The sequence below is a fragment of the Microbacterium sp. JZ31 genome, assembly GCF_016805985.1.
GTDB lineage: Bacteria > Actinomycetota > Actinomycetes > Actinomycetales > Microbacteriaceae > Microbacterium.
This window is the reverse complement of sequence record NZ_CP017661.1, coordinates 783055-801001: the sequence shown is the minus strand read 5'-3', so window position 1 is coordinate 801001 and position 17947 is coordinate 783055. Positions and strand designations below refer to the sequence as shown.

General features: G+C 72.2%; 14 protein-coding genes. 1 reads left to right on the top strand and 13 read right to left on the bottom strand.

Annotation, left to right across the window (positions count from 1 at the left end; translation table 11 throughout):
* Positions 1-36 precede the first annotated feature (36 nt).
* The 12 genes from BJP60_RS03875 to BJP60_RS03820 all read right to left on the bottom strand — a co-directional run bounded on the left by BJP60_RS03875 (position 37) and on the right by BJP60_RS03820 (position 14991).
* Complete coding sequence (locus BJP60_RS03875) at positions 37-681, bottom strand: TetR/AcrR family transcriptional regulator (RefSeq protein ID WP_203137698.1); 645 nt, start codon at positions 679-681, stop codon at positions 37-39.
* A gap of 35 nt (positions 682-716) precedes the next feature.
* A complete protein-coding gene (locus BJP60_RS03870) occupies positions 717-2000 on the bottom strand; it encodes an aspartate aminotransferase family protein (protein WP_203137697.1) in 1284 nt (427 codons plus the stop codon).
* Positions 1997-3058, bottom strand: coding sequence for a phosphotransferase enzyme family protein (locus BJP60_RS03865; protein ID WP_203137696.1), 1062 nt, complete (start codon positions 3056-3058; stop codon positions 1997-1999). Before BJP60_RS03865 ends, BJP60_RS03870 begins: the two co-directional genes overlap by 4 nt.
* Before the next feature lie 86 nt (positions 3059-3144).
* Complete coding sequence (locus tag BJP60_RS03860) at positions 3145-3921, bottom strand: SDR family NAD(P)-dependent oxidoreductase (RefSeq protein WP_203137695.1); 777 nt, start codon at positions 3919-3921, stop codon at positions 3145-3147.
* Positions 3918-5384: an APC family permease gene (locus BJP60_RS03855; protein ID WP_203137693.1), complete on the bottom strand. Its 1467-nt coding sequence runs from the start codon at positions 5382-5384 to the stop codon at positions 3918-3920. Before BJP60_RS03855 ends, BJP60_RS03860 begins: the two co-directional genes overlap by 4 nt.
* An 83-nt stretch (positions 5385-5467) precedes the next feature.
* Positions 5468-6493, bottom strand: a complete 1026-nt coding sequence (locus BJP60_RS03850; protein WP_203137691.1) for an ABC transporter permease — start codon at positions 6491-6493, stop codon at positions 5468-5470.
* A gap of 16 nt (positions 6494-6509) precedes the next feature.
* Positions 6510-8003, bottom strand: a complete 1494-nt coding sequence (locus tag BJP60_RS03845) for a sugar ABC transporter ATP-binding protein (protein ID WP_203137689.1) — start codon at positions 8001-8003, stop codon at positions 6510-6512.
* A gap of 1 nt (position 8004) precedes the next feature.
* Complete coding sequence (locus BJP60_RS03840) at positions 8005-9000, bottom strand: sugar ABC transporter substrate-binding protein (protein ID WP_203137688.1); 996 nt, start codon at positions 8998-9000, stop codon at positions 8005-8007.
* Between the two features lie 107 nt (positions 9001-9107).
* Entirely contained in the window at positions 9108-10763 is a 1656-nt protein-coding gene (locus BJP60_RS03835; RefSeq protein ID WP_203137687.1) for an amidohydrolase, read from the bottom strand.
* A gap of 84 nt (positions 10764-10847) precedes the next feature.
* Complete coding sequence (locus tag BJP60_RS03830; RefSeq protein ID WP_203137686.1) at positions 10848-11273, bottom strand: hypothetical protein; 426 nt, start codon at positions 11271-11273, stop codon at positions 10848-10850.
* 82 nt (positions 11274-11355) lie between these two features.
* The gene (locus tag BJP60_RS03825) at positions 11356-13350 is read right to left on the bottom strand and encodes a primary-amine oxidase (RefSeq protein WP_203137685.1); all 1995 of its coding nucleotides are present in this window, start codon (positions 13348-13350) and stop codon (positions 11356-11358) included.
* A gap of 219 nt (positions 13351-13569) precedes the next feature.
* The gene (locus BJP60_RS03820; RefSeq protein WP_203137684.1) at positions 13570-14991 is read right to left on the bottom strand and encodes an aldehyde dehydrogenase family protein; all 1422 of its coding nucleotides are present in this window, start codon (positions 14989-14991) and stop codon (positions 13570-13572) included.
* A 165-nt stretch (positions 14992-15156) separates the two neighbouring features.
* Between BJP60_RS03820 and BJP60_RS03815 the strand changes: the two genes are divergently transcribed.
* Positions 15157-15894 carry an IclR family transcriptional regulator gene (locus BJP60_RS03815; RefSeq protein ID WP_203137683.1) on the top strand — a complete coding sequence of 246 codons (738 nt, stop codon included), beginning with the start codon at positions 15157-15159 and terminating at the stop codon, positions 15892-15894.
* Positions 15895-15932: 38 nt separating this feature from the next.
* Here BJP60_RS03815 and BJP60_RS03810 read toward each other — a convergent pair whose 3' ends face one another.
* The gene (locus BJP60_RS03810) at positions 15933-17852 is read right to left on the bottom strand and encodes an FAD-binding monooxygenase (protein ID WP_203137682.1); all 1920 of its coding nucleotides are present in this window, start codon (positions 17850-17852) and stop codon (positions 15933-15935) included.
* Positions 17853-17947: the final 95 nt, after the last annotated feature.

Here is a 17947-nt window from a genome sequence, read left to right as displayed (position 1 = left end):
GCCGCGTCGCCGGCGCATCCGAAAGAGCGGCGGCTGTCACCCGGTGACGGCCGCCGCCCTTTCGTCGAATCGACCGCGCTCCGCGCCCGCGGGCGTCAGCCACGGGCCGAGCAGCGTCTGGATCACGCCCCACTGACGCGCCGGCTCGGAGATACGCGTGCGCAGGACATGCTCCACCTGATAGCCCGTCACCAGCGCGAGCAACGCGTCCGTGAGGCCCTGCACGGGCGTCTCGGCGATCAGCTCGCCGTCCTCGACCGCCTGCTCGAGCGCACGAGAGTAGGTGAGATGCCAGTGGTCCTCCACGCTCGACTGGATCTGCGCGAAGTCCTTGTGAAACGGCACGCGTCCCCAGAAGCTGACCACGACGTGCGCCTCATCGCTCGTCAGACGGTCCAGCGGATGCGTCTGCTCGACCAGCGCGCACAGCGCGTCCATCCCGCGCCGAGATTTCGTCTGCGCCTGCATGCGGGCGTCCGTGCGCTCGTACATCAATTGGAAGGCCCGCAGCAGCACCTCATCGAAGCCCTTGAAGTAGTGCCACAGCGCGCCGGCGGCCACGCCGAGCTCGCTGGCGAGCCGACGGGTCGTGACCGCCTCGAAGCCCTCAGCCGCCGCGAGCTTGACATACGTCTCGACGATCTCCAGGCGGCGTGCGTCGCGGTCGACGATCTTCGGCATGCATTCGATTCTGCCGGACGTGGACCGGGCCGGGCTCAGCTGCCGAACCGCACCGCGATGCTCTCCTCGATCGTCGCGAGCAGCCGTTCCGCGTGCGCACGCTCGAGTGCGAGCGGCGGTCGGATCTTGAAGACGGAGTCGTGGCGACCGATTCGGCTGAGCAGGACGCCGCGCTCACGCATGTCCTCGACGAGGTCCTTCGTCGTTGCCGGGTCGGGCGTCGAGCGTGCCGCGTCCGCGAAGATCTCGAAGCCGAAGAACAGGCCGGCGCCGCGCACCGGCCCCAGAGCCTCGTACGACGCCGTGATCGCCTCGAGGCGCTCGCGGATGAACGCGCCGTTCTCGGCCGCGCGCTCACGCAGCCCTTCGTCATGGATCACGTCGAGGACGGCCTCGGCGGCGGCGGCGGAGACGGGGTTGCCCGCGAACGTGTTGAAGAACATATTGTGTGAGCCGAACTCCTCCAGCAGCGCCTGCGTGGTCACCACACCCGCGACGGGGTGGCCGTTGCCCATCGACTTGCCCATCGTGACGAAATCCGGGGTGAAGCCCCACTGCTGATAGCCCCACCAGTACGTGCCGATGCGTCCGAACCCGGGCTGCACCTCGTCGGCGATCACCAGGCCGCCCGCGCGCCGCACCCTCTCGGCCGCCAGGCGCACGAAGTCCCGCGGCGGACGCACCACGCCCTCGGTCGTGAAGAGCGTGTCGATCAGCAGTACCGCGACGCCGAACCCCGCTTCGTCCAGCGAGGCGATCGCGGCGTCAAGCTCGGCGAGCGCGGATCGCAGCAGGGTCTGCTCGTCGGGCGCGTCCGTGGCGTCCAGGTCCGGGATGCGGATGGCCCGCGCATGCGGCGCGAGCGCCTCCGCGGCGTCCAGCCCGGTCGTGACCTCCGCCAGCGTGATGGTGTTGCCGTGGTAGCTGAAGTCGCTCACGATCACGCCCCGGTGCCCCGTGTGCTGGCGCGCGATGCGGATCGCGAGCTCGTTCGCCTCGGATCCGCTGTTGGTGAGGAAGAGACGATCCAGTCCCGGGTCGAACAGCGCCAGCAGCTTCTCGGCGTAGCGCACCACGCGCTCGTTCAGGTAGCGGGTGTGGATGTTGAGCGTCGCCATCTGCTCGGCCACGGCCGCGACCACGCGCGGGTGGCTGTGCCCCACGTGGGGCACGTTGTTGTAGGCGTCGAGGTAGCGGCGGCCCTGCGCGTCGGTCAGCCACACGCCCTCGCCGCGCACCATCTCCAGCGGCGCGCGGTAGAACAGCGGCGAGTGCGGGCCCAGCGTGGCGTGGCGTCGTGCCAGCAGGTCGTTCGTCATGAGGCGTCCTCTCGGGAGTGTGTCGTGTGCCAGGGCAGGGGCTCGCCCGCCACGTAGGCGGCGCACAGGTGGCGCGCCCAGGGCGCCACCCGGTCGGCGATCCACTGGGCGGCGTCGTCGCCGGCCCGGTCGGCCGCCCAGCCGAGGTAGCTCGACCCCCGGGCGATCACCAGCGCGTCGAGGGCGGCCAGCTCGGGCCCCAGGGGGCGCACCGCGGTGTATCCGTCCAGCAGCGCCACGCGCAGGTCGGCCACGTCGTCGAGCCGCGATGCCCACCACAGGATCGTGGCGAGGTCGAACAGGTAGTAGCCCTCCCCGAAGTCGTCGAAGTCGATCGCGACGTGGGCTCCGTCGGCGCGGCGCAGCACGTTCTCGGGTGTCAGGTCGGCGTGGATGACGCCGAAGCTGCGCGCGCTGCGCGGCACCCGGAGGATGTCACGGTGCGCGCGCGCCCGGGCGCGCGCGAACAGCTCGCGCTCCTCCGGGCCGAGCGTTGTCAGCGCCTCCGCGACGCCCCAGCGCGGCGCCTCGCCCGCCAGCCCCTCGGCGTCCCACGCGGCGCGGCGGAACCACGTGGGCGTGCCCATCCGCTCCGCTGCGTCGTGCAGCCGGGCGGCGAGGTCTCCGAGCACGCCGAACAGCTCGGCGCTGGGGCGCGTGCGGCCCTCGAACCAGTCGACCACGTCGCCCGCCTGCTCGGCGTCGAGCCACTCTTGCACGGACACGCGGCGCGTGTGGCCGCCGTGCTCCACCACCGCGTACGGCTCCCCCGCGCTCGTGCTGCGTACGCGGGGCACGGGCACCCCGTGCGCCGACAGCAGAGCGATCCAGCGCAGTTCGCTCGCGATCTCGGCGTCGTCGCGGTAGCCCGAGCGGTGCACGCGCAGCGCGACCTCCTCGTCGCCGTCCGTGACGCGATACGTGTGGTTCTCGCGGTGCTTGACGAACTCGATGCGCGCGTCGGGCCCGAGCCCGAAGCGCGGCAGCGCCGCGCGCGCGAGCGCCTCGGCGGCGTCCAGGGTGAAGGGCGGCGCGGTGGCCGCGGGGTGCATGGTCATGCTCCTGCTCTCTGCTCCGTGCGGGTGTGCGGGATCCGGCGCGCGGCGGTCCGCCGTCGCGCGATCCGCGGGAAGGGGCCGGCGCGTCATCCGTAGGCCAGGGTCGGCACGTCGACGATCGTGCTGCCGCCGTCGGCGACGATCGTGGCGCCGTGCACGTAGGCCGACGCGGGCCCGAGCAGGAAGCCGATGGTCGCGGCGATCTCCTCGGGCAGCGCGGCCCGACCGAGCGGGACGTCGCGAGTGACCAGCGCGTACGCGCTCTCGACGTCCTGCGCATCGCCGCGCTCGACAAGCACCGACATCTCCGCGTCGGACATCGGCGTGCGCACCCATCCCGGGCACAGCGCGTTGATGCGCACGCCCCGCCGGCCGTAGTCGCGGGCGACCGAGCGGACGAGCCCCAGCAGCGCGTGCTTGCCCACCGTGTAGCCCGCCGTCTCGGGACCGGCGGCAAGGCCCGCGATAGACGAGACCACCACGATCGAGCCCTGCGCGCGCTCGAGCTCGCCGAGCGCCGCGCGGATCGCGACGAACGCGGTCGTGAGATTGGCCTCCAGGCTGGCGCGCCACTCGTCGTCCGTCGTGTCGCCCACCGTGGAGTAGCCGTGCCCTCCCGCGTTGGCCACCAGGCCCGCCACGCCGCCGAAGCGCTCGGCCGTCGCGGCGACCACACGCGCCATGTCGGCGCCGTCGGCGGCGTCGGCCGTCATCGCGTGGACCCGCTCGTGCGTGGCCGCGACGGCCTGCAGCGGCTCGGGGCGACGACCGACGATCACGACGTCGCCCCCCGCGTCCGCCAGCAGCCGCGCGGTGGCCGCGCCGATGCCGGTGCCGCCGCCCGTGATGATGTGCGCCGTCATCGCAGCGGCGTCTCGACGGCGACCTCGAGGCCGACCTTGTCGAGGTCCTGGTCGAGCGCCTGCCACACGCGCGGCGCGCGAGAGCGCGTCACGACCGCGATCACCAGGCCCGCGACCGCCGCGAGCGGCAGCAGCCACGGCAGCGCGCCGATCAGGGGATCCTCCGAGCCCGCCATCATCCCGAAGTTGGCGAAGGCGAGCGCGGTGACGACCCAGAGCCCGATCGCGCCGATGCCCGGCAGCACGAACGTGGTCATCCAGCGCGGGTCGCGCTGGCGGCGGAAGTGCACGATGACCGCGACGACGGCGATCGCCTGCATCACGATGATGCCGAGCGTGCCGAGCCCTGTGAACGCGGGCACGAGCGTCAGGATCGGATCGGCCCCGGCGACCGCGAACAGCATCGCGACCACGACCGAGAACGCGAACTGCGCGGTCGAGGCCACGACCGGCGACCCGGTCTTCTCGCGGGTCTGCGAGAGCCGCGCGGGGAACACGCCCACGCGCCCCATCGCGTACAGGTACCGCGTCGCGGAGTTGTGCAGGGCCAGCAGGGCCGCGAACAGGCTGACGATCAGCAGCACCTGCATGACGGCGGTCAGCACGGGTCCGAGATACGTGTCGGACAGCACGAACACCAGGTCGCCGCCGGCGAGGTGATCCAGCGCAACGCCCTGCGCGTCGGCCACGCCCATGGCCGACACGAACGCCCACGTGGTCACGACCGCGAGCACGCCGATCACGAGGATCGCGGCGTAGGTGGCGCGCGGGATCGTGCGCTTGGGGTCGCGCGCCTCCTCGCCGAACAGGCCGGTCGCCTCGAAGCCCAGGAACGCCGTGCCGGCGAACAGCAGCCCGAGGCCCATGGTCGGGCCGGCCCAGGCCGACGGCGCCCACGCATCGAGCGCGAAGCCGGTCTGCGCCAGGATCGCCACGTCGAGCGCGATGAGGATCAGCACCTCGACGACGAGCGCGACGCCGAGGATCTTGGCGGAGAAGTCGATGCCGCTGCGCGTGAAGATCCAGGCCAGGACGACCCAGCCCAGCGACCACGCCCACCAGGGCGTGGACACGCCCGTGAAGCTCTCGAAGACCACGGCGCTGAAGAACCCGGAGGTTCCCACCGCGCCCGCGACGAAGCAGTTGTAGCCGACGACCGCGATCATGGCCGCCACGAGACCGGCTGTGCGACCGAGCCCCTTGACCACGAAGGCGTAGAACCCGCCCGCGTTGGTGAGCTGCTTGGCCATCTGTGCGTAGCCGACCGAGAACAGCAGCAGGATCACGGTCATGACGGCGAACATGGCGGGCGTGCCGCCGCCCGAGCCGAGCGCGATCGCCAGGCTGGCGATCACGATCATGCCCGTGAGCGGCGCCACGGCCGCGAGCACGAGGAAGACGATGCTGGCGACGCCCAGGTTGCCCTTGAGCGCTGTCGACGTCGTGTCGGGAGAGGTGGACATGGGGGAACTCCTTCGTTCGGGTGAGCGAATGCTCGGGGGGACGGTCCGCCCGCGCAGCGGTGCGAGCCGTGCGGGGCGCCCGGTCAGCGGGTGGCGGCGGCCTCCGCCTCCACCGCGGCCTGCCGGGCGATGCGCTGGGCGTCGCGCGCGACCAGGCGGCCGCGCAGGATCTGCGTGCCCACGCTGATCGCGATCGCGAGGATCAGGGCCACGCCGCTCGCGACGCTCTGCCAGAAGGTCGGCACGCCCAGGAGCGTGAGGCCGTTCGTGAGCATGCCCATGAACAGCACCCCGACCAGCACGCCGCCCATGTTGCCCGCGCCGCCCGTGAGCGCGACGCCGCCGAGCAGGACCGCGGTCAGCACCGCCAGCTCGAAGCCCGAGCCCAGCTGACCGGCGGGCGCGCTGTTGAGGCGCGCCGCCGTGATGGCGCCCGCCAGCCCGGCGGCCGATCCCGAGACGAGGTAGAGCACGAACGGGATGCGGCGGATCGCGACGCCCGACAGGTAGGCCGCCTCGCGGTTCACGCCGATCGCGTACACGTGGCGTCCCGCGGGCGTCAGCGTGAGGAACGCGCCGGCCGCCAGCAGCAGCACGGCCGCGATGATCGCCGGGACCGGGATGCCCGCGACCGCGCCGATCCCGAGCGCCGTGAACCCCGCGTCGAAGCCCGAGACCGGCAGGGGCGCGAGCAGCTGCGCCACGCCGCGCGCGGCCGTGAGCATGCCGAGCGTCGTGATGAAGGACGACAGCCCGACCACCGTCACGAGCACGGCATTGACGAGGCCGACGACCGCGCCGGCGAGCACCGCCAGCACGATCGCGAGGACGGGCGAGCCGGTGGCGCGAAGCGTGATGCCGGCGGTCACGCCGCCGAGCGCGAGGGTCGAGCCGACCGAGAGGTCCATGTAGCCGGCGATCACGAGCATCGCGACCGGTACGGCCGCGATGGCGATCACCGAGACGTCGAGGAAGACGCCGCGCAGGTTCGCGGGGTTCAGCTGCGCGCCGGTGACCACCTGCACGGCCACGACCATCAGCACGAGCAGCACGACCAGGGGATTGTTGATCACGCCGTGGGTCAGGCGCGAGGCGAAGGATCGGTTCATGAGCGTTCCAGACGTGTCAGGCGAGCGCGGGCTCGTGATGGATGAGGGCGAGCAGGGACTCCTCGTCCGCGCCGTCCAGGGAGACGGCGTCGACGACGGCCCCGTCGCGCATGACGACGCAGCGGTGCGCGAGGGCGAGGACCTCCTCGGGCTCGTTCGTGGCGTAGACGATCGCGACGCGGCGCTCTGCGGCGAGGGTGCGGATGGTCTCGTAGATCTCGGCGCGGGCGCCGACGTCGACGCCCTGGGTGGGGTCGTCCAGCAGCAGCACCCGGACGCTCGAGGCGGCGTTCACCCACCGCCCGATCAGGATCTTCTGCTGGTTGCCGCCCGAGAAGCGCGTGGCGGCCAGGTCCGGCAGGGCGGGGCGGACCGACATGGCGTCGAACGCCCGCGCCACCAGGCCGCGTTCCGCGGCGAAGTCGCGCCCGCCGAACCGGCCGAGCGCGCCCATCGCCCGCGTGACGATGTTCTCCGACGCGGACAGCGTGCCGAACAGCCCCTGCTTGGCGCGATCCGCCGGCACCAGCGCGACGCCCGCGCGCAGCGCGTCGTCCGGGGTGCGCAGTCGCACGGCGCGTCCGTCGACGCGCACGTCGCCGCGCCACGGTCGACGGCCGAACAGGGTCTCCATGAGGCGCGTCCGCCCGGAGCCGATCAGCCCGTACAGGCACACGATCTCGCCCGGCTGCACGTCGAGGTCGACGGGCGCGATCCCCTCGGTCTCGAAGCCGCGCAGGCGCAGGGCCGGCTCGCCCGCATCGGGGGCGGGCGGGGTCACGCGGGCGTCGTGCGCTCCGCCCGACACCGCGGCGACGATGTCGGACTTGCTCACGCCCGCCATGTCCGCCGACCACACCACACGGCCGTTGCGCAGCACGGTGGCGCGGTCCGCCAGGCGCACCACCTCGTTGAGCAGGTGCGTCACGTACAGGATCGCGATGCCCTCGCGCTTGAGCTGCAGCACGAGCGCGCCCAGGCGCTCGGACTCGACCGGCGACAGCGCGGCGCTCGGCTCGTCGAGGATCAGCAGCCGCGCGCGCCGCTGCAGCGCCTTGGCGATCTCGACCTGCTGGCGCTGCCCCATCGAGAGCTCCCCCACGACGGCGTCGGGGCTGATGTCGGCACCGATGCGCGCGAGCGCCTCGGCCGTCTGGCGCTTCTGCTCGCCGCGCCGCACCAGCACGCCGCCCGCCGTGCGCTCCTGCCCCAGGAACAGGTTCTCGGCGACCGTGAGCGAGTCGATCAGGCTGAGGTGCTGGTAGATCACGGCGACGCCGGCCGCGATCGACGCGCGCGGGTCCAGGGCGGTGTGCCGCTCCCCGTCGATGTCGATGACCCCCTGGGTGGGCGCCGTGCGCCCACCCAGGCAGCCGATCACCGTCGACTTGCCGGCGCCGTTGTGGCCCAGCAGCGCGTGCACCTCTCCCGAGCGGATCTCGAGATCCACGCCGTCCAGCGCGAGGGTCGCGCCGTACCGCTTCGTCAGCCCGGTGATCGTGACGGTCATCTCAGCCGCCGAACGACGCGATGTAGTCGTCGAGGTCGGCGCTGTCCGGGGTCACCATGTACACCGGCACGTCGAAGCGCTCGTCGCTCTCGCCCTCGCCGAGCGCGAGCGGCACGTCGATCACGGCGTGCGCGATCTCGAGCGAGTCGATCGTGACGACGGCGCGCACGAACGATCCCTTCTTCATCTCCTGGAACAGCGTCAGGTTCCCGTCGAGGCCGCCGAGGTAGGTGCCGGCGTCGTCCGCCGCGCGCCCCGAACCCGCGAGCGCCTGGTACGCGCCCGCCGCGGCGTCGCCGACCGCGGCCACCACGATGCTGACGTCCGGGTGCTGGGCGAGCACCGCGCTCGTGACCGACAGCCCCTCGTCGGGGGTCACGGCCTGCTGCTGGATGATCTCGAGATCGGGCGCGGTCTCGGCGAGCGCGTCCAGCAGTCCCTTCGTGCGCTCCTGGCCGAGCTGGATGGTCTCGTCGACGAGCACCAGGGCGGTGCCCTTGCCGCCGAGCTCGTCCTGGGCCCACTGTCCGGCGTGCTCGCCCAGCATGCGGCCGGACTTCTCGAAGCTGAACTGCAGCGACGTCGTCTGGTTCTCGAGGTCGCCGCCGTACGTGATCCAGTGCTTGCCCGCGTCCAGGTACTGCGAGGCCACGGACTCCACGCTCGCGTTGTCCATGGGGAACGACACCACGGCGTCGACGTCCGACCCGAGGTGGGTCGTGAGCTGGCTGACCTGCGTGGACAGGTCCATGTTGTCGTTGGTCAGGACGAGCTCGACGCCCTTCTCCTCGGCGTACGCGGTCGCGGCCTCGGTGAGCGCGGCGTACACGGGGAGTGCGGTGAAGGGGTAGTCGAACAGGATCTTGTCGACGGCCCCGGCGGAGGGCTGCGAGGCGTCGGCGGGCGCTGACTCGGGTTCGACCGAGCAGCCGCTCAGTGCGCCGGCGGTGATCGCGACGCCGGCGGCGACCGCGAGCAGGCGGTGGGTGTGCTTCATGGTGGATCTTCCTTCTCGGGTGACTGCGGTGGGGACTGCAGGAGGAGCCGCGGGGGTGAGCCCGCGAGGGGACGCGTGGGTGGGGGCACGCGGGGTCGGGCGCGGGGTCAGCTGCGCTCGAACACGAGCTCGCCCTCGAACCAGGTCTGCCGGGCGACGATGTCCTTGAGCTCGACCGGATCGACGGCCAGCGGATCCGCGCTCAGGAGCACGAAGTCTGCCGACAGGCCCGGCGCGATGCGGCCGGCGACGTCGGCGAGGTTCATGGCGCGAGCGGACGACGACGTGTACGCGGCCAGCGCCTCGCGCACGGTGATGGCCTGCTCGGGCCACTGGCGCCCGGCGAACCGGCCGGTGGGGTCCTCGCGCGTGACCAGGCCGAAGATCGCGTGCCAGGGGTTGGGCGATTCCGCGACCGGCCAGTCGGACCCGCCCACGACCGTCGCGCCGCTGTCCAGCAGCGCCCGATTGGGGTGCAGCCGGTCGCCGAACGGCTCGGGCAGCACGGAGCGCAGCGAGTCCACGATCACGCCGGGCACCCACAGCATGGGCGAGATCTCGGCGACGACGCCGAGCTGGGCGAATCGCGGGACGTCGTCCGGGTGGATGTACTGACCGTGTGCGATGTGCACGATCAGGCCCAGCCCGTCCCGCCGAACGCGCTCGACCGCGTCGAGGACCATGCGGACGGACGCGTCGCCCGTGCAGTGGATCTTGACGCCGAGTCCCAGCTCGTCCGCGTGCCGCAGCCACTCCTCGACCTCTTCGATCGGCATGGTCGTGGCGCCGCGGTGGTCGTGGCCGTGGGCGTCGGAGGGGAGGTAGGGCTCGAGGAACGCGCCCGTGTGGGTGGGCGGGACGCCGTCCAGAAAGATCTTCGTGAAGTCGGGACGGTGGTGAGCGGTGCGGTGCGCCTCGCCGCGCTCCATGAGCGGGCGCCCGATGAACCGGTTGCCGAAGATGTTGTCGTTGATCAGCAGGGACGACACCGCCCAAGCCTTGAGGCGCCCCTCCGCGTCGAGCATCTCGAACGCCTCCAGCAGCTCGCGGGTCGCCGCCGCGTCCTGGAACGCGGTGATCCCCAGCTCGTGCATCATCTCGATGCCGCGCTCCGAGCAGCGCGCGAGGCGCGCGATGTCCGGCTCGCCCTCGGCCGCCGCACGCGCCTGGTCCGCGAGCGCGCCGGCCGACTCGAACAGCAGCCCCGTGGCCCGGCCGCTCGCGTCGCGCACGATCTTGCCGCCGGCCGGGTCCGGCAGCGCGTCGTCGATGCCCGCCGCGGCGAGCGCGAGCGAGTTGGCCCACTTGTTGTGGTGGGAGTCGTCCGTCAGCAGCACGGGATTGCGGGGCGAGGCGGCGTCCAGGCGGCCGAGCGGATCGGCCGTGCTCAGCTCGGGCACGAGCGTCGAGCCCCAGATCCCGCCCAGCACCCACTCCCCGGGCGCCAGCTCGTGCTCGCGGATCCACGCGGCGACCGCGTCGCAGATCTCGTCGACCGTGGCCGTGGGGGCGAAGCTGAGCCGGTACAGGTCCTCCTCGCCGGCCATCGAGTGGTGGTTGTGCGCATCCATCAGGCCCGGCACGACGCATGCCCCGGCGGCATCCACCATGCGGGTGCCGACCCCCGCGAGCGCCGTGATCTGCGCGGAGTCGCCGACGGCGGCGATGCGCCCGCGCGTGACGGCGAAGGCGGTCGCGGCGGGAAGCGCGTCGTCCATGGTGTGGACGACCGCGTTGTGGACGATCAGGTCCGGCTCGGTCATGCTGTCTCTCCTTCGTCGGTGATCCGACTGTATTGAGCATGCGCTCAAAGATGGTTTCGATGATGTTGCGACCGCGTGACGTTCTCAGCCGACGCCGGACGCCGGGAGCGTCATGACGGCGAGCATGACCGCCATGGCGCCGATCTCGACGCGCATGGCGGGCGTCGCGTGGGCGCCGCGGCGCGCGAGCGCCAGGCTCCACACGCCGTAGGCGGCGACCGATGCCACGACGAGCGCCTCGGCCGGCACGCCGTGCGCGTGCGCCGCCGCGCCCGAAGACGCGGGGTGCGCCAGGATCGCGGCCGCCATCAGGACCGCGCCGATCGACCGGTGCGCGGAGGCGCGCCGCTCCCGTTCGCGGCGCCGGTCCCCCGCCGAGGCGGCGAGCGCCGCCACGATGAGCACGGCGGCCAGCGCCCACCCCGGCACCCCGAGCGGCAGCGCGTGGACGACCATGGTCGCGGCCATGATTACCGCGAGGACGCGCGCGCGGCGGCGCGTGGTGGCCACGCAGCAGCTTCCCGCCGCGAGGAGGCCGCTTCCCGCGGCCGCGAGCTCGAACACCGTCGTCCGTCTCCCGTTTCGTCCCGGCTCAGTGGCCGCAGCGGCAGTCGCCGCCGCATCCGCCGCCGCCGGCCTGACCGTGGGGAGTGGGAGCCACGTCCGGCGACGGTGCGGCAGGCGCCGCGCAGTGCGTGCTGAGGTTCGGCACGTCCAGCGTGGGGTTGCGGTCGAAGAACCCGTGAGGCAGCAGCCGGAAGCCCGCATAGTCGACCGGCATGATCGGCCAGTCCTCGGTGCGGGGGAAGTGCGTCAGCCCGAACGTGTGCCACAGCACGATGTCCTCGCCGTCGATCGGCCGGTCCGCCGCGATGTAGGCCGGCAGACCCGCGCCTCCCGGGTTCTGGTTCGTGCTGCGGCCGGCGGGCCACAGCTCGTCCCGCTCGTACTGCGTGACCCACAGGTGGTGGGCCGCGAACTCCGCGCGCGGTCGCACGAAGGCGTCCTCGTCGACCAGGAGGGTGGGCTTGCCCTCTGGCACCAGGATGTAGGACGTGGGCGCGCCGAGCCGGTTGGCCTTCTCGGTGCTCGAGATGCGCCACACCCGGTCCACCTCACCCTTGGCATCGCGCACGCCCTCGCGCTCCGTGCGCAGGCGCGTGTGGGTGCGCGTGAAGGCGTTGCCCCACGGGTTGCGCTCGTCCTTCGGGACCCGCGCCACGTCCACCTCGTCGACGGCGTTCGCCAGGCCGTCCACCGTCATGTCGAGGCGGGCCGAGAACAGGTGCTGGTGGATCGGCGCGCCCAGGCCGGGAGCGACCTCGGTCGCGTACTCGTACTCGCCGCCCGGGTGGGCGTTGGTGAAGACGATGCCCGTGGCCTTGGCCTCCAGCTCGATCTTGCCGTCCAGGTACAGGTACCAGTAGAAGCCGTAGTCGTAGTTGCCGACCGTCACGAAGAACGACACGACCAGGCGCCGCTGGCGGCGCACCTCGCTCGTGCCCGCGAAGAAGTCGGTGTGCTTCCAGAGGATGCCGTAGTCCTCCTCGTGGATGCAGATGGCGTTCTTGAGCGTGGTCGGGCGGCCGAGATCGTCCGCCACGACGGCGTCGACGTACGTGATCTCGCCGAGGCAGTCGCAGCCGAGCTCGAGGGAGTTCGCCAGGCGCCCGAACTGGTACTCGGACACGTCGTAGTAGTTCTGCCACGCGTTGGTCGGGCTGGTGTCGCCGTAGTTGACGACCATCTCGGCGATCGAGCCGCGGTACATCACGGGCCGCTCGACGCCGTTGTCCCGGAACGAGAGCTGGTGCAGCGTCAGTCCCTCGCGCCCGTTGAACCCGACCCGCACGCTCCAGTTCTCCCAGCGCAGGACGCCGTCCTCGAGCGTGAAGCTGACGCCCTCGGGCTGCGTGATCGAGATCGGCTTGAGGGACGTGCGCTCGGGTCCTCGCACGGCCGGGTCCCGGTAGTCGCCGGACTCCTGCGGCACGAAAGCGGCGTCCGTCTCGATCAGGCGCACCACCCGCCGGTTCTTGAGGTCGACATGCGCCACGAGGCCGCCGATGGGATGCGCCCAGCACGAGTCCTGCGGGTGCTCCTGGAGGAAGGACAGCACGCGGATCATGCGCACGCCGACCTCGTCGTCGTAGCCGAAGACGCCGGCCGAAAGCGGGCACGAGACGACCTTGGACAGGTCCGTGATGCCGCGGGCCGCGAGGGCGGCGACGTAGGCGGCGTCGGCCTTGACGATCTCATCCGCGGCGGCGAAGTCCTCATCCAGCACCGGGCCGAACCCGTCTACGGCGGGATCCAGCGTGCGGCGCCACGTGATCGCCCGCGCATCGAGATCCACGACGAGGTCCGTGACGGTGTCGGCGGCGAGATCCGTCAGCAGCACCCCGACCTCGCGCGGCAGCGCGGCGCCCGGCCGCCAGGCCAGCACGTCCGCCTTGGCCGGCTCGCGCAGCGCGATGTACGAGAAGCGCGTCGCGGCGGTCACGAGACCCTCGGCGTCGAGGATCTCGCGCAGGCGGTCGATCTCCTCGGTCGAGAGGGGGGCGAGGGGGTGCCGGGCGTCGGTCATGGCGGTCTCCTGTGCCGGGGGCGGCGGGACGGTGGGGCGGCGGGACGGTGGTGCCGCAGGGGCGCTGGGGCGGGCTTGCGGCGAGGTGATTATTGAGCGATTGCTCGATATTAGGCACGCACGTGTTTCGCGCGGGTGACGCGCACGTCACGATGTGAATCCGGTGCGCGGGGACCGCCGCGGCGGTCGCGGGGCGAGGCGACCCCGCGACCGCGCGGGTCAGCCGGCGATGACGCGCGGCTCGGCGACGGCCTTGAGGCCCTCCACGCTGAACTCCAGGCCGTAGCCCGAGCCCTTGACGCCGCCGAAGGGCACCTTGGGGTGGATGGTGCCGTGCGAGTTGATCCACACGGTGCCGGCGCGCATGCGCGCCGCGACCGCCCGAGCGGCCTCGCGGTCGCTCGACCAGACCGAGCCGCCCAGGCCCGCCTCCAGACGGTTGGCGCTCGCGATCGCGTCCTCGACGTCCGAGTACCGGATGATCGGCAGCGCGGGGCCGAACTGCTCCTCGTCGACCAGCGGGTCGCCGTCCTCGGCATCCGCCACGAGCGTGGTCTGGAAGAAGGTGGGGCCCAGGTCGGCGGCGGGCTCGCCGCCGACCACGATCCGGCGGCCGCGCTGCTTTGCGTCCTCGACGAGCCGGCGCACGATGTCGAACTGCTTGGCGTTCTGCAGCGGACCGAGGACGTTGCCGCCCTCGATGCCGTTGCCCATCGGCATCTGCGACGCCACCGCGGCCAGCGCGTCGACCACCTCGTCATAGATGGAGTCGTGCACATACAGACGCTTGAGCGCAGCGCACGTCTGCCCCGTGTTGATGAAGGCGCCCCAGAACAGCCCCTCCGCGATCGCCGCGGGGTCGGCGTCCGGCAGCACGATGCCCGCGTCGTTGCCGCCGAGCTCGAGCGTCAGCCGGGCGAGGTTCGCGCCGGACGCCTCGACGATCTTGCGGCCCGTCGCGGTCGACCCGGTGAACATGACCTTGTCGATGTCGGGGTGCGACGCCAGGCGTGCGCCCACCTCGCGGTCGCCCGACACGACGGGGATGAGCACGTCGGCGGGGAGGACGTCGTTGATGACCTGCACGAGCGCCAGCACGCTCAGCGGCGTGTACTCGCTGGGCTTGACCACGACCGTGTTCCCCATCCGGAGCGACGGCGCGATCTGCCAGATCGCGATCATGAGCGGCCAGTTCCACGGGCCGATCGCCGCCACCACGCCGAGCGCGCGGTAGGTGATCTCGGCGATGTCGTCGTCGCCGTCCCGGATGACCTGCGTGCCCAGCTGCGCGGTGGCGGTCTCGCGCAGCCACATGGTGCACGCGCCCAGCTCGAAGCGGGCGTTGGGGCCGTCCAGCGGCTTGCCCTGCTCGCGGGAGAGCAGGTGGGCGAGCTCCTCGGCGTGCGCGTCGATGGCATCGGCGGCGCGAAGCAGGAGCGCGCTGCGGGCCTCGTCCCCGAGACCCTCCCACGCGGGCTGCGCGGCCTTGGCCCGAGCGACGGCGGAGTCCACGTCGGCGACGGAGTGCTCGGGCGACCACCCGATCGTCTCGCCGGTCGCGGCGTCGGGGATCGCGCGCCCGATCTCGGGCGCGGCCTGCACGCGGTCCAGCAGGGTGACGGCGACGGCGTTGTCGGTCATCGGAGAGCTCCTTCACTCATCGATCTCGCCGGATCGCCCGGGTCGGCGGCGGCTGTCCGAAACCATATCTGATCGCGCGCTCAAAATAAAGCATCGAATTTCGGGTTCGATTATCGAACGCGGGGCCGCCTAGGATCGAGGGACACCGACGATCGGAGGGCCGCAGTGACGCCCGACTCCCCCGCCCCGGCGCAGGCCGCGCCCGCGCAGGCCGGTTCTCAGACGCTCAGCCGCGGGATCCGCCTGCTCGAGATCCTCGCGGCGGCGGACAGCGCGATGTCGATCGACGAGCTGGCGGCGGCGCTCGGCGTGCACCGCTCGGTCGCCTACCGGCTGCTGCGCACGCTCGAGGAGCACGGCCTGGTGACGCGCGCGGCCGGGGGCCTCGTGTCGCTCGGCGCGGGACTCGCGGCGCTGGCCTCGAGCGTGTCTCGCGACCTGCAGTCCGCCGCCTCGCCCGAGCTCGCCGAGGCCGCCGACGAGCTCGGCATGACCTGCCTGCTCGTCATGCTCGAGTCCGGCGAGGGCATCACGGTGGTCAGCACCCGCCCGCGTCGTGCGGTCGCGGTCTCGTACAACCCCGGCCACCGCCACCCGATCACGCGCGGTGGGCCGGGGAAGGCGATGCTCATGGAGCTTCCGGATCCCGCGTGGCCTGAGGACGCCTCCCCCGCACTGCGGGCGGAGATCGAGCAGAGCCGGGCACGCGGCTATGCGACGAGCCACGACGAGGTCGTGCCCTCGCTGTGGTCGGTCGCCGTGCCGCTCGTGCTGCCCGGTCAGCCGCTGGCGTCGGTCGCCGCCATCCACGTGTCCCTCACGCTGCCGGAGGCGGAGATCGCCGAGCGGCTGCACGCCGCGGCCGCGAACATCGCGCGCACGCTCGGCGCCGGCCGGGCGTAGCCGGGCGCCGCGACGACGCGCCCGCCGGCGCCGACGGGTCAGACCGTTGCCGGCTGCTTCCGGAAGATGCCCGCGAAGAAGTCCGCCAGCGCGTCCGTCGCCTCGAGCGGCAGCACGTTCGCCACGTAGTGGTCGGGTCGCACCACGACGACCGCGCCGTCCCGGCTGACGCCGCGCGCGTCGAAGATGTCGTCGACCGGATCGGCCGCGTAGACCTTCTCGTAGTCCGTCACCTGGAACGGCCCCACCTTCGGCAGGAAGATCGCGGGCACGCGATCCATCTCCACCTGGGTGTGGTCCTGCTGGTAGACGACCTTGACGTCGAACCAGGCGTCGATGTCCGCGCCCTCGGGCGTGAACGCGACGACGGGCGATTCGGGCGACGCCAGGATCCAATCCGCGAGGTCCGCCGCCCGGGACGACTCCCCCGCCGTCGCGCCGTCGGCGAACACGTACACGCGCCAGCGGCCGTCGGCCCGATGATGGTGCCCCAGGTGCTGCGGGGTCGCGTCGCACACGCGGGTGACGGGGTGCGACTTGAAGCGCTTGCCGATCGGGAAGCCGGTCGCCAGCTGCTGGTGCTCGTCGCCCGCGATCAGCATCGACGGCGCGTACTGCGTCATGAACCCGGCCGGGAACTCGATCGTCTTCATGTAGAAGTCCTCGAGCTGCGAGGGATCCTCCATGTCCTCAGGGCGCTTGGCCATGAGCGAGGACCACTCCTTGTCGAACTCGATCAGGTTGACCGCGATCTCCTGACGCTCGGCCGAGTAGGTGTCGAGCAGCGTTTCGGGCGCACGGCCCTCGAGCACGTGGCCGAGCTTCCACGCCAGGTTCCAGCCGTCCTGCATCGAGACGTTCATCCCCTGGCCGGCCTTGGCGGAGTGCGTGTGGCAGGCATCGCCCGCGATGAACACGCGCGGGGTGCGGGTGCCGACCTCGTCGTGCGCCACGTCGTCGAACTTGTCGGTGACGCGGTGCCCCACCTCGTAGACGCTGCGCCACGCGACATGCTTCACGTTCACCGTGTACGGGTGCAGGATCCGGTTCGCCCGCTCCTCGACCTCCTCCTGCGTCGTGAGCCGGACGCGCCCGTTGTCGTCGTGCGGCACCTCGCCGAGGTCGACGTACATGCGGAACAGATGGTTGCCCTCGCGCGGGATGTGCAGGATGCTGCCGCCGTCGTGGGACTGGATCGCGCACTTCAGCCGGATGTCGGGGAAGTCGGTCTCGGCGAGCACGTCCATCACCCCCCAGGCGTGGAACGCCTGGTCGCCCTCGAGCCGGCGCCCGATCGCCTCGCGGACGCGGCTGCGCGCGCCGTCGGCGCCGAGCACGTACTTCGCGCGGACCGTGCGCTCCTCGCCCTCCGCGGTGCCGGCGGACGTCCCCGCCTCGGCGGCGCGGCGCAGGGTCACGGCGACCGGATACTCGCCGTCGTCGTCGACCGTGAGGGTGACGAACTCCCAGCCCCAGTCGGGCTGCACGCGCCCGGGGGCGTTGCGGGCGTACTCCGCGAAGTAGTCGAGCACGCGCGCCTGGTTCACGATCAGGTGCGGGAACTCGCTCATGCCGTGCGGATCGTCCGACGTGCGCGCGGCACGCACGATGTTGCGCGGGTTCTGCGGATCCGGCTTCCAGAAGCACATCTCCGTGATGCGGTACGCCTCGTCGATGATCCGGTTGGCGAAGCCGAACGCCTGGAACGTCTCGACCGTGCGGGCCTGGATGCCGTCCGCCTGCCCGACGGCCAGGCGCCCGGGACGCCGGTCGACGATGCGCGTCGAGACGCCGGGGAACTGCGCCAGCTGCGCGGCCGCGATCATGCCGGCGGGCCCCGCACCCACGATGAGCACGTCCATCTCGTCGGGAAGCGCGGCGGGACGATCGAGGCCGATCCCCGCGGCGGGCTCGACCCGCGGGTCGCCGGACACGTAGCCGTGATGGTGGAACTGCACGGGTCTCTCCTCGATCTCCATCGATGCGGGCGGGGCGGCGTCATGGCCGCTGTGTTCGATATTCGAACGTCATGTTCGCTTATCGATCATGGGCA